Source organism: Caballeronia arvi (genome assembly GCF_001544695.2).
GTDB lineage: Bacteria > Pseudomonadota > Gammaproteobacteria > Burkholderiales > Burkholderiaceae > Caballeronia > Caballeronia arvi.
This window is the reverse complement of sequence record NZ_FCOM02000006.1, coordinates 88689-100784: the sequence shown is the minus strand read 5'-3', so window position 1 is coordinate 100784 and position 12096 is coordinate 88689. Positions and strand designations below refer to the sequence as shown.

The following is a 12096-nucleotide window of genomic DNA, read 5'->3' as shown; positions in this document are numbered from 1 at the left end:
CTCGTCGTGGAGGCGTTCAAGCACGCTTTGCACGACATCGAGTCGTGGGAGGCAGCCATTCCGGTTTCTCCGCGTCGGGCAATGCGCTCGTATCTGTCCGAATCTCATCGCGACAATGTAGAAACAGCATGCCCCCTATCCGCCCTCGCTAATGACATGGGACGGAGTTCCGATGCCGCAAGGGAAGTCGTTTCGAGCGAGGTAAGGAAAATCGTCGACCTGATTTCGCGCGCGTTGCCCGCCGAGCGCGCAGCAGCGAAACGCAACGATGCACTGTTCATTTTGAGCGCATGCGTCGGCGCCGCGGCGTTGTCGCGGGCCGTGTCGGACCGTCGACTCTCGAAGCAGATCCTCGATGGAGCCCTGACGGGGGTGCTCGACTTGCTGTCTTGAAGAATTCCAACGGGCTGTTCGGTCTTCAGCTCAAAACGTCCCACGCAAAATACTCACGAACGGCCGTCAAGTCCGGGCGCCAGCCGCCGTTTACACGTGGATGACAAGGCGCGTGCCTATCCGGTACGCGCTGCTCCCGGCGCCCGGCTCGCCGCGTGTACGGCACGCGGCATCCCGCGGCGGCATGCGGGAATCTTTTCCACCCGTTCGAATGCCACTCGCAATGCGATTGACCCGCACTAAATCGCGCCGCGCCGGCCTCGCCGCTGCGGCTGCCGCGCTCGTTTCGTTATCGTCCGCCGCCCGGGCCGACGATCCGCCCGCCGTGCCGCTCACCGGCGGGAAACTGCTGCTGACGGGCGGCGTGTCGGAAGTCGAAGGCGCGGCTGGCGGCGGCCTGACGCCGTGGGCCGTCATCGGCGGTTACGGCACGGCGCGCCAGTTGGGCGCGAACGTGCACGGCACATACATCCACACGCAGGACTACGCGCTCGGCTCGTGGGGCCTGACGGTCGGCGTCGCGAATCGCGTGGAGCTTTCGCTCGCGCGCCAGAGTTTCGATACGCGCGATGCCGGCGCACAGCTCGGTCTCGGCGAGGGCTTCCGCTTCAACCAGAACATCTTCGGGATGAAGGTGCGCCTCGTCGGCGATGCGGTGCTCGATCAGGACACGTGGTTGCCGCAGATCGCGGCGGGCGTGCAGTTCAAGCACAACGAACAGGGCGATATCGTGAAAGCGATCGGCGCCGCGAGCAATTCGGGCACGGACTTCTATCTCTCGGCGACCAAGCTGCTGCTCGCGCAAAGCCTGCTGCTCAACGGCACGCTGCGCTTCACGAAGGCGAACCAGTTCGGCTTGCTCGGCTTCGGCGGCGACAAATCGAACGCGTATCACCCGGAGTTCGAATCGTCGGTGGCGTATCTGTTGTCGAAGAACGTTGCGATCGGCGGGGAATATCGGATGAAGCCGAACAACCTCTCGTTCGCGCGCGAGCAGGACGCTTACGACGCGTTCGTCGCGTGGGCGCCGAACAAGCACGTCTCGCTGACGGCCGCGTATGTCGCGCTCGGCGATATCGCGACGATCAAGAATCAGCGCGGCCTCTATGTATCCTTGCAGGCGGGGTTCTGATGATCAAGATGCGCCATGCCGCTTTGTTGGTCCTCGCGCTCGCCAGCGCCCATGCCCGCGCCGACGACGCGCTCTACAAGCAGTTCGGCGAGAAAGAAGGCCTGACGAAAATCGTCGACGACATGTACGACAACGTGCTCTCCGATCCGCGCACCGCGCCGTATTTCGACAACGCGCCGGTCAGACGCATCAAGCAGAAGCTCGTCGAACAATTGTGCGTGCTGCTCGATGGCCCGTGCGTCTACACCGGCCGCGACATGAAGCGCACTCACGCAGGCCAGAACATCGACCGGGCCGCGTTCAACGCGCTCGTCGAGGATCTGCAGTCCGCGATGGACAAGAACGGCGTGCCGTTTCACGCGCAGAACAAGCTGCTCGCGAAGCTCGCGCCGATGTACCGCGAGGTGCAGGACCGCGAATGAACAAACTCATCTCCATGCTTTTGACGACGTGCGCGCTGACGGCATCGTGCGCGCACGCCGCGACGATCCGCGCGCAGATCGTGGATGACGCCGGCGCGCCTGTGCAGGACGCCATCGTGTACGCGCTGCCCGTGAGCGGCAAGCTGCCGGCTGCGAAGCCCGCCGGCGCCATCATCGATCAGATCAGGCGCCGCTTCGTGCCGATGGTGTCCGTCGTGCAGACGGGCGCGTCGGTGACGTTTCCGAACAAGGACAACTTCGAGCACGATGTCTATTCGTTCTCGCCGCCGAAGCGCTTCGAGTTGAACCTGTATCACGGCGTGCCCGCGAACCCGGTCGTGTTCGACAAGCCCGGCCTCGTCGTCATGGGCTGCAACATTCACGATTCGATGGTCGCGTATCTGCTGATCGTCGATACGCCATGGTTCGCGAAAACCGATGCGAGCGGCGCCGCGGTCATCGAAAACATGCCCGCCGATTCGTACAGGCTGATCGCGTGGCATTTCCGCCAGCGCGATCCGAACGCACAACCGACGCAGAAGCTGAGCGTCGCCGCCGACGTCACGGCGAAGTTCGCCCTGCCTCTGCGGCCCGCCGAATAGGACGCCCGACGCCATGCTCCTTCACAGCCTGCGCGCGCGGATCGCGCTCGTCTTCGTGATTCTGATGCTCGTCGCGCAGGCCGCGGCGTTCGTCGTCATCAACTCGGTGATCCTGAAGAACGCGCATCGCAACGCGGAAGAGCAACTGTCGGTGGCCGAGCGCGTGTTCGCGCAGGTTTTGCATGGCAACAGCGAACGGCTGACGCAGGGCGCGAGCGTCGTCGCCGCCGATTTCGGCTTTCGCCAGGCGGTCGCGACGCACGACGGCAAGACCGTCGCGTCCGCGCTCCAGAATCACGGCGACCGCATTCACGCGGATGTCGTGATGCTGGTCGATCTCGACGGCAAGCTGATCGCCGACAGCGGCGGCGTCGGCCGCGAGGGCATGGCGTTTCCGTTTCCCGAGCTCATCAGGACCGTCGCGACGAAGGGCGATGCGTCGTCGTTCGGCATGATCGGCGCGCGCGCGTATCAGCTCGTCGCGGTGCCGGTGAAGGCGCCGATCGCGATCGCGTGGGTCGTGATGGGCTTCGCCATCGACGACGCGCTCGCGCGCGAAATGAGCTCGCTGACGTCGCTCGACGTGTCGTTCATCACCATCGGCGATCGCGGCGCTCCGGGCGTGCTCGCAAGCTCGCTGCCGCAAGACGCGCGCGCCGCGCTCGGCGATCCCGCGCAACTCGCCGAAGACGGCTACGCGACGCGCATCCTGCGGCTGCATTCGGAAGGGCGTTCGGTCGCGGTGCTGCTCGAGCGCTCGCTCAGCGAAGCGCTCGCGCCGTTTCATCGCCTGCAATCCACGCTCCTGCTCATCACGCTGCTCGGCGTTTTGGTGTCGATCGTCGGCAGCGTGCTGACCGCGCGCTCGGTCACGCGCCCGATCGCGGCGCTCGCGCAGTTCTCGCGGCGCATCGGGCAGGGCGATTACGCGGAGCCCATCGCGATTCGCCAGAACGACGAGATCGGCCAGCTCGCGCGCGCGTTCAATCAGATGCAGGAAGGCATCTCGGAGCGCGAGCGGCGCATCACGGAGCTTGCGTACATGGACCGGCTGACGGGGCTGCCCAATCGCGCGCTCTTCAACGACCGCCTGCAGCAGGCGATCACCGCCGCGCTGCCGGGCAACCGCCCGCTTGCCGTGATGATGATGGACCTCGACCGCTTCAAGTACGTGAACGACACGCTCGGGCATCCGATCGGCGACATGCTGCTGTGCGAAGTGGCGAAGCGTCTGCGTGCGACACTGCCGCGGCAGGCCGATACCGTCGCGCGCCTGGGCGGCGACGAATTCGCGGTGCTTCTGCCGAGCGACGATCTGCCGGCGGCGAAGCTGCTCGCGTCACGCATGCTGCACGCGCTGGAAGAGCCGATCACCATCGAAGGACAGCTCGTCGACGTGGGCGCGAGCATCGGCATCGTCACGTTCCCGGAAAACGGCACGGACATGAACGTGCTCTTGCGCCGCGCCGATATCGCGATGTACGTGGCGAAGCGCTCGAACCTCGGCTTTGCGCTCTACGACGAACGTCACGACGAGCACAGTGCCGAGCGTCTCTCGCTGATGAGCGAGCTGCGGCAGGCCGTCGAGCACGATCAGCTGACGCTCTACTATCAGCCGAAGGTGGATCTCGCGACGCATCGCGTGAAGTATGTCGAGGCGCTCGTGCGCTGGGATCATCCGACACGCGGCTTCGTCGCACCCGACCAGTTCATTCCGTTCGCGGAGCAGACGGGCTACATCAAGACGATTTCCCGCTGGGTCGCCGACAAGGCCATCGCGCAGTGCGCGGCGTGGCGCGAGCGCGGCATCGAACTGGCGGTGTCGGTGAACGTATCGGCGCGCGAGTTGATCCAGTCGACGCTGCCCGAAACCTTCCAGAGCCTGCTCGACAAGCACGGCGTCGCGCCCGAATGGATCTGGATCGAGATCACCGAGAGCGCGATCATGGACGACCCGAACCACGCCATCGACACGCTCGACCGGCTGCATGCGCTCGGCATTCGCCTGTCCATCGACGATTTCGGCACGGGCTATTCGTCGCTTTCGTATCTGAAGCGCATGCCGGTCGATGAACTGAAGATCGACAAATCGTTCGTGATGGGCATGGCGCAGCACAAGGACGACGAGACCATCGTGCGCTCGACCATCGATCTCGGACACAACATGGGCCTGAAGGTGGTGGCGGAAGGCGTCGAGAACGAAGCGATGCTGGAGCGGCTGAAAGCGCTGCGCTGCGATCTCGCGCAGGGCTTTCATCTGAGCCGGCCGCTGCCGCCCGCGAAGCTGGAGGCGTGGCTCGACGAGTGGTGCGTGACGAGCGGGCAGGAGGCCTGAGCGCGTTGAGGTGCGTTACCACGCGCGTCCGCGGTCGGCGATCGCGGCGACGGCGTGCTCGTCGTTCGCCACGGATTCGCCATCGCCCTCGGAGAACCGGTAGCTGCCGCGCTCTTCCGATTTCGCTTCGTAGAGCGCGGCATCGGCGCGTTTCAGCGCGCTTTCGAACGGCTCGCCCGGACGCGCCAGCGCGATGCCGACGCTCACGCCCACGCGCAGCGTCAGCCCGCAGGCAAGCGCGTAGGGCACCGACAACTCGCGGATGATCGTGCGCGCGAAGGCCGCGCTTGACGCGTGAGCGATATACGTCGCAACGATCGCGAATTCGTCGCCGCCCAGACGCGCGGCCAGCTCGCCGCGGCGCATCACGTTGCGCAGACGGTCGGCGACGCGCTTGAGCAGTTCGTCGCCGGCGTTGTGGCCGTGCGTGTCGTTCACGCGCTTGAAGCCGTCGAGATCGACGTACATCACCATCACTTTTTCGCGGCCCGCGCCGCTTGCCATCAGGCGCTCGGCGTGATCGCCGAGATAGCGCCGGTTCGGCAGGCCCGTGAGCGAATCGTGATGCGCCCAGTGCAGGATTTTCGCCTCGGCTTTGCGGCGCTCCGTCACGTCCTCGATGATGATGACCGCGCTGCCGTCCGGCACCGGATTGCGGCTCAGCTCGAGATGCCGTCCGTCGCGCAAGGGCAGATCGAGCGGCAGATCGCCGTCCTTCAGCCATTGCGCGCAGCGCTCGGAGAACTGCGCGCGCAGCGTTTCGCCGAATTTCGCGAGCCCCACGTAGCCGATGAATTCCGGCAGGGACACGTTGAGCCGCAGCGTTTCGACCGTCGCGCCGAACAGCTCCGCCGCCTTGCGATTCGCGATGACGACCTTGCCCGCCGCATCCACCGTGCAGAGGCCGTGCGGCATGTGCGCGAGCGCCGCGTCGAAGCGCGCGGCGATTTCGGCGTGGCCCTGCTCGGCCGTCATCAGCGCAACGAGACCGCGGTAATGGCGCTGCACGACCGCGCACATCGCGGCGCTATAGAGAAAGAGCGGCGGCACGAGGATCCAGTAACCGGGCGGCCCGAACAGCCCGCCGACGCCGATCGGCAGCGCGCCCAGGCACACCTGCGCGATCGCCAGATGCGGAATGCCCGCGTTACGCGACGCGATGCCGCCGAGCAGCCCCGCCGTCACCATGATCGCGAGCGAGGCGAGCACGGCGTCGCCGGAAATCACGCAGGCCATCGTGCCGAGACCGGTCGCGAGACACGCGGCGAGCGCGAACGGCGCATAGCGCGCGGCCCAAGGGCCGGGATGCGGCGCGTCCGGCCGGGAGCGCGCGCGATAGCGGCACACGATGGAAACGCGCGCGGTAAGCAGAAGCAGATCGCACACGACCCAGATGAGTGCCCACAGCGCCTGCTGGCGCCCGAGCGCGATGATCGTGACGAACGCGCCGGAGATGCCCGATAGCAGAAGCGGGCGGATGTCCTCGACCAGGGTCGACAGCAGCGACGCGCGGATGGCGGGCGTGATGCGCCCGTCCTCTGTCGCCGGCGTGGCCAGAATCGAATCGATCAGGGACGGATTGCCTGACATACGGAAGACCGACGGATGCAGTGAAAAGGCGGCGGCAATGCTGTCACCGCTGGTGTTCGTATTTACGGCGTCGTCTGCACAAACTTTAGGCATCCGCGCGCGGGTCTCTCGGGCGCGCGCCGATTATTCGTCCGCAGCGCATTCTGACTTTCCCGTCGGCCAGATTATGTTTTCCCGATGACATAGTAATTTACGGCTCAGCCCTTTCATTTCCGGCGCGCGCACGGGTTTTGCCTCATCGAAAGCTTTCGGTTCAGAGACGATCATGATGAGGGTCCGTGCGCGCCGCGTGTCGGATGCCGTCGAGTGGAAATGAAGCAAGTGGAACTGTGATATCGATGTAAGGACAAAACGTCGTCGCGACGATGGCCGCAGAAGCCGTCGCGCGGCCAACTAAAAGCTCTGCATGGACCGGAGCAAGGCGCTGAAGCGCCGGCTCTGGTCGACAGGAGACATCATGGACACGAACTCTGCTACTCCGCCCGGTGCAAAAGGCGCGTCGCATGCCGAACACCACAAGCAGACGAAGAAGGCGACCGCGAGCGGCTGGATCGGCTCCGCGCTCGAGTACTACGACTTCTTCATCTACGCGCAGGCCGCCGCGCTGATCTTTCCCCAGCTTTTCTTTCCGTCGGGCAATCCGAAAGTGGCGATCGTCGCGTCGCTCGCGACGTACGGCGTCGGCTATGTCGCGCGTCCGATTGGCGCCTTCGTGCTCGGTCATCTGGGCGACACCCATGGACGCAAGAACGTGCTCGTGCTGTGCATGTTCCTGATGGGCTTTTCGACGATGGCCGTCGGCTTGCTGCCGACGTATCACAGCGTCGGCATGCTCGCGCCGACGCTGCTCGTCGTGCTGCGTCTCGTCCAGGGCTTCGCGGTCGCAGGCGAAATCTCCGGCGCGAGTTCGATGATTCTCGAGCACGCGCCATTCGGGCGTCGTGGCTTCTTCGCGAGCTTCACGCTGCAAGGCGTGCAGGCCGGGCAGATTCTCGCGGCCGCCGTGTTCCTGCCGCTCGCGTACTACATGCCCGAAGACTCGTTCAATGCGTGGGGCTGGCGCATTCCGTTCCTGCTGTCGGCATTCGTGCTGGTCGCGGGCTACATCATCCGCCGCGAAGTGCACGAGACGCCCGCGTTCGAGAAGGAAGGCGAAAAGGGCGCGGTGCCGCGTTCGCCGATCGTCGATGCCTTCAAGTACAACCTCCCCGACATGATCCGCGTCGTCTGCATGGCGCTGATGAACGTGATTCCCGTGGTCGCGACCATCTTCGGCGCGGCGTACGCGGTGCAGGCGGCCTACGGCATCGGCTTTCACAAGAGCGTGTATCTGTGGATTCCGGTAGTCGGCAATATTCTCGCCGTGCTGGTGATTCCGCTCGTCGGCAATCTCTCCGACAAGATCGGGCGCAAGCCGCCGGTGATCGTCGGCGCGCTGGCGTCGGGCGTGCTGTCGTATCTGTATCTCTACGCGATCAGCGTTCACAACCTCTGGCTCGCGATCATCGCGTCGCTCTTGATGTGGGGCATCGTCTATCAGGGCTATAACGCGATCTTCCCGAGCTTCTATCCCGAGCTCTTCCCGACGCGCACGCGCGTCTCCGCGATGGCCATCTCGCAGAACGTCGGCACGACCATCACGGCGCTGCTGCCCGCGCTCTTCGCGACCGTTGCGCCGCCGGGATCGACGAACATTCCGTTCACGATCGGCTCGATCACGCTCGCCGTCACGATCATCTCGGCCATCGCCGCGTGGAGCGCGCGGGAGACGTATCGCATTCCGCTCAGCCAGCTCGGCGAGGACACTGCGCGGCCCGTCGAGAAGTCGGAGTACGACCGCCTGCGCGCGGAATCGGTCGCGAAGGCGCGCGCTTCCTAAGTTTCCTTTCTCCCTTTTTGCTGCTCGGGCGGCGCGTGAAAGCGCGCCGCCGGGGTGAACTCACGCTTTTTTTCTCAACACGGTGGAATCGAAGTGAACACAGACTCAGGCAAAACGCGCATCGCAGTGGCCGGTGCGGGCTATATCGGTCAGGCGCACATGGGCGTCGCGCAGACGAGTGCAGCGTGCACGCTGTCGGCAATCGTCGATCCGGCGCCGGCGGCGGTCGCCATCGCGGAGAAGGCGGGCGTGCCGCTCTACAAGACGCTCGATGAACTGTTCGCGAAAGACCGTCCCGACGGCATCGTGCTCGCGACGCCGAATCAGCTGCATGTCGAGCATGCGCGCGTCTGTCTTGCAGCGGGCGTGCCGATGCTGCTCGAAAAGCCCATCGCGCCGACCGTCGAGGAAGCGCAGGCGCTCGTCGACGAAACCGAACGCTCGGGCGTGAAGGTGCTGATCGGGCATCATCGCGCGCATAGCCCGATCATGGCGCGCGCGAAACAGGTCATCGACGAAGGGCGGCTCGGCAAGCTCGTCGCGGTGATGGGCAGCGCCGTGTTCTTCAAGCCCGACGAGTATTACGCCAGCGCGCCGTGGCGGCGCGAGCCGGGCGGCGGCCCGATCCTGCTCAACATGATCCACGAGGTGCATAACCTGCGCATGCTGTGCGGCGATATCGTCGCGGTGCAGGCGTTCGCTTCGCACGCGACGCGCGGCTTTCCCGTCGAGGACACCGTCGCGATCAATCTGCGCTTCGCGAGCGGCGCGCTCGGCACGTTCATGCTCTCCGATACGGCCGCGTGTCCGCGCAGCTGGGAGCAGACATCACAGGAGAACAAGGCGTATTCGACTTATCCCGACGAAGACTGCTACGTGATCGCGGGCACCTTCGGCTCGCTGTCCGTGCCGACGATGCGCCTCAGGTCCTACTCCAAGGCTGAGGATCGCTCGTGGTGGAAGCCGTTCGAGGAAAGCATCGTGCCGATGCAGCGCGACGATCCGCTCGCGCATCAGATGGCGCATTTCGCGCGCGTGGTCCGCGGCGAGGCCGAGCCTATTGTCAGCGCGCGCGACGGGCTGCAGAATCTGCGCATCACCGAGGCTATCGTCGAGGCCGCGAAGAGCGGCGAGATCGTCGAAACCGTCTGAATCACCCATCCATCAAGGACAAGTCATGGCAAAGATCCTGACGCTGCACGGCGTCAACCTCAACATGTTCGGCAAGCGCGACCCGAAGCAGTATGGCACGGCGACGCTCGCGCAAATCGACGAGCAGATGACCGCGCTAGGCAAGGAACTGGGCGTGGAAGTGGAGTGCTACCAGACGAATATCGAAGGCGAGATGTGCTCGCGCATTCATCGGGCGTTCGAGGAAAAGGTCGATGCGATCGTGATCAACGCGGGCGCGTGGACGCATTACAGCTACGCGATCCGCGATGCGCTCGCCATTCTGACGGCGCCGGTCATCGAGGTGCATATGTCGCACGTGCATGCGCGCGAGGAGTTCCGCCACAAATCGGTGTTCGCGGAAATCGCGAAGGGACAGATTTCCGGGTTCGGCGTCGAAAGCTATCTGCTGGGCCTGCGTGCGGCGGTATCGGCCATCAACGCGGGCAAGTAACTGATGCTTTGATGCAGTAAAGCAGTCGGCGAGGCGCGGTTCGCGTCTCGCCGGGTCCATCGGGTCAGGCCGGACGGCTGAAATCCTGCGAGCGCCCCGCGTTCGGCTCGCGTTCCGCTTGCGGGCGCAACGGTTCCTGATTGCGCTGCGCCGCGCCGCGGATGAACAGCACCGCGCAAATCGCGCAAATTCCCCATACAGCGGCGATGATGCTCAAGTAGCTCATTTTCACTTCCCCGATAAACGCGGGCGGCGTACGGCCGCTCTCGCGCTTGGTCCCTGTTTCCGTGCCTGTGACGCTTTACGCCTGCGACGCCGGCATCGCCAGCAACCGGCCGATCAACTGTTGCGCAAGCGCCTGTTGTCCGGTGATGGCTTCGGCGTCCGCATCGGTTGCGTCGCGGCCGGCGTGCAGCTTGCCGGCGAGGCGCATGATGTCGTCCGACACCGACTGCAGCCTGCTCAGCAGTTCGGCTTGCGTGGCGTGCTGCGATCCTTCAGCGAAACACTCGGCCGTACGATGCGGCCTGGCGTTTCCTTCCATCGTCTGATACATGGCGACCCCCGTGAGTGGATGATGCGATTGTCACGCCGTCGCGCTTCCTTCAATCCTCCGAATAACACCCGATTCCGGTCTCAAATCGTTTGATGTTCGCTCTGAAGATTCGCGCGCGGCTGCGGCGGGTCCACCCGTCAAGGTCTGCGGGCCGCCGGGCGGTAAAATCGCAGATCCTCAGCGAGATAGTGAGCGTTTTTTCCGCCGGCCAATATGACCATCCGCACCAAAAAACCACACTTTTACCGCGAGTGATGATGCGCATATGTGGTCGAAATGACATAAAAAAGCGAGCCACTTCTCGGGGCGGTAATTATTGCGGTACTGCGGGCATCGTGCCTGGTTTGCGCGCGGCGTCAGCAGCATCCAGGTTCCTGCGGGAGGCCTGGTTGTTTCGACCCCGGCGCCTAAAGTATGAGGAGCGCAGTCGATACGAGGGGCGTGCACGCGGCTGTTTCTTTCGCTGAGTTTTCCGGTCCATTTGTTTCGTTGGCTGGCGCGATTTGCGCCGATTCTTCTGCTGACGACCAGTGCCGCTCGCGCCACGACAATCGCGTGCAATCTCACGGCTATAGGTAATCTCGCGCCGAATGTGGGACCCATTCATTCGGCCGCGATGCGCCGATAGGAAGCACGACCTCGTCGACGTATATGAGTACGATCCGGTTTCATTGCCCTGCCGTCACAATCACCTGTCGTCAATATTCAGGGCCGGCGACCCCCGGCTATGACTATACGTTGACCGTTTCAGCCGCATTGGTCAAAACGGGTGCGATCGTGTCAGGACCGGTCACGACCATTCCGAAGATCACCGCGACCCACAGCATCAACAATCAGTCCGGCAGCACACTGTGGGGGAAGATGTTTACGGGCGCCGCGAGCGGCAGTTTCAACAGCATCGCCCGTTCGGTGACGAATTCGACCGTTCGAGTCGATATGCCAAAGGCGTTCATGAAGAATATGGCAAGCATCGGCGCAACGACTGGCGCGACACCGGTCAATCTCTCGCTCGATTGAGATGGGGGGTGCGCGTCACCCTCACGCTCACGGATGTCACCACGCCAGCCAACCGCAGCACGACGCTTACCCTGACGCCCAGTTCGACGGCGAAGGGCGTCGGCTATCAGATTTCATTTAGGGGCGTGCCGGTCGCCTATGGGGCGGACACGGCGGCGGCGGGGAATCAGAATCAGATCTTCGTCTCGTCGGTGCCGACGATCACGGGCCCGCTTTCGGTGCCGATGAGCGTCAGCTACGTTCGCACCGGCGCTGTCGTCCCCGGCAGCGCAAACGCGAAGGTCACCTTCACGATGAGCTATCAGTAAGTGAGCGATCAGTAAGCAGCCTGAGCGTCCGGACAGGCTCAGGCCGTGTGGCCGAGCGGCTTTGCGTCCGCCCGTTGCGACTCGCGCACGCGTACCAGAACCGGCTTCGCTTCCTGCCGTGTCGCGCCGCGGATAAAGAGAACCGCGCCGATTCCACAGGTCGCCCACACAGCCAGGATGGTATTCAAGTAGCTCATTTCCGCTTCCTTCGAATTCTGGTCCTCAAAGGCCGCCGTCA

General features: G+C 64.3%; 14 protein-coding genes. 10 read left to right on the top strand and 4 right to left on the bottom strand.

Annotated elements, in window-relative coordinates; translation table 11 throughout:
- Positions 1-6: 6 nt before the first annotated feature.
- The 5 genes from AWB74_RS09525 to AWB74_RS09505 all read left to right on the top strand — a co-directional run bounded on the left by AWB74_RS09525 (position 7) and on the right by AWB74_RS09505 (position 4884).
- Positions 7-393, top strand: a complete 387-nt coding sequence (locus tag AWB74_RS09525; protein ID WP_235024535.1) for a hypothetical protein — start codon at positions 7-9, stop codon at positions 391-393.
- A gap of 229 nt (positions 394-622) precedes the next feature.
- Complete coding sequence (locus tag AWB74_RS09520; RefSeq protein ID WP_407642423.1) at positions 623-1525, top strand: DUF3034 family protein; 903 nt, start codon at positions 623-625, stop codon at positions 1523-1525.
- Positions 1525-1947, top strand: a complete 423-nt coding sequence (locus tag AWB74_RS09515; protein ID WP_061146513.1) for a group I truncated hemoglobin — start codon at positions 1525-1527, stop codon at positions 1945-1947. The genes AWB74_RS09520 and AWB74_RS09515 overlap by 1 nt, the downstream gene beginning before the upstream one ends.
- On the top strand, positions 1944-2549 hold the full coding sequence (locus tag AWB74_RS09510) for a methylamine utilization protein (protein WP_061146512.1): 606 nt from the start codon (positions 1944-1946) through the stop codon (positions 2547-2549). The genes AWB74_RS09515 and AWB74_RS09510 overlap by 4 nt, the downstream gene beginning before the upstream one ends.
- A gap of 13 nt (positions 2550-2562) precedes the next feature.
- Positions 2563-4884 carry a putative bifunctional diguanylate cyclase/phosphodiesterase gene (locus AWB74_RS09505; RefSeq protein WP_061146511.1) on the top strand — a complete coding sequence of 774 codons (2322 nt, stop codon included), beginning with the start codon at positions 2563-2565 and terminating at the stop codon, positions 4882-4884.
- 15 nt (positions 4885-4899) lie between these two features.
- Here AWB74_RS09505 and AWB74_RS09500 read toward each other — a convergent pair whose 3' ends face one another.
- Complete coding sequence (locus tag AWB74_RS09500) at positions 4900-6474, bottom strand: sensor domain-containing diguanylate cyclase (RefSeq protein ID WP_087038919.1); 1575 nt, start codon at positions 6472-6474, stop codon at positions 4900-4902.
- Positions 6475-6931: 457 nt separating this feature from the next.
- On the opposite strand from AWB74_RS09500, the gene AWB74_RS09495 reads away from it, so the two are divergent.
- The 3 genes from AWB74_RS09495 to aroQ all read left to right on the top strand — a co-directional run bounded on the left by AWB74_RS09495 (position 6932) and on the right by aroQ (position 9977).
- Positions 6932-8353 carry an MFS transporter gene (locus AWB74_RS09495; protein ID WP_061146677.1) on the top strand — a complete coding sequence of 474 codons (1422 nt, stop codon included), beginning with the start codon at positions 6932-6934 and terminating at the stop codon, positions 8351-8353.
- Between the two features lie 93 nt (positions 8354-8446).
- Complete coding sequence (locus AWB74_RS09490) at positions 8447-9505, top strand: Gfo/Idh/MocA family protein (protein WP_143749179.1); 1059 nt, start codon at positions 8447-8449, stop codon at positions 9503-9505.
- 25 nt (positions 9506-9530) lie between these two features.
- Positions 9531-9977, top strand: a complete 447-nt coding sequence (gene aroQ / locus AWB74_RS09485; RefSeq protein ID WP_061124133.1) for a type II 3-dehydroquinate dehydratase — start codon at positions 9531-9533, stop codon at positions 9975-9977.
- 64 nt (positions 9978-10041) lie between these two features.
- On the opposite strand, the gene AWB74_RS46890 is transcribed toward aroQ, so the two are convergent.
- Positions 10042-10203, bottom strand: a complete 162-nt coding sequence (locus AWB74_RS46890; protein WP_200821953.1) for a hypothetical protein — start codon at positions 10201-10203, stop codon at positions 10042-10044.
- 75 nt (positions 10204-10278) lie between these two features.
- Positions 10279-10533, bottom strand: coding sequence for a hypothetical protein (locus AWB74_RS09480; RefSeq protein ID WP_061146510.1), 255 nt, complete (start codon positions 10531-10533; stop codon positions 10279-10281).
- A gap of 651 nt (positions 10534-11184) precedes the next feature.
- On the opposite strand from AWB74_RS09480, the gene AWB74_RS09475 reads away from it, so the two are divergent.
- Together AWB74_RS09475 and AWB74_RS09470 are read left to right on the top strand one after the other, a co-directional pair.
- Complete coding sequence (locus tag AWB74_RS09475) at positions 11185-11550, top strand: hypothetical protein (RefSeq protein WP_143749177.1); 366 nt, start codon at positions 11185-11187, stop codon at positions 11548-11550.
- A gap of 8 nt (positions 11551-11558) precedes the next feature.
- Positions 11559-11858 carry a fimbrial protein gene (locus AWB74_RS09470; RefSeq protein ID WP_061146508.1) on the top strand — a complete coding sequence of 100 codons (300 nt, stop codon included), beginning with the start codon at positions 11559-11561 and terminating at the stop codon, positions 11856-11858.
- Between the two features lie 38 nt (positions 11859-11896).
- On the opposite strand, the gene AWB74_RS46885 is transcribed toward AWB74_RS09470, so the two are convergent.
- Complete coding sequence (locus AWB74_RS46885) at positions 11897-12055, bottom strand: hypothetical protein (RefSeq protein WP_200821952.1); 159 nt, start codon at positions 12053-12055, stop codon at positions 11897-11899.
- Between the last annotated feature and the right edge of the window lie 41 nt (positions 12056-12096).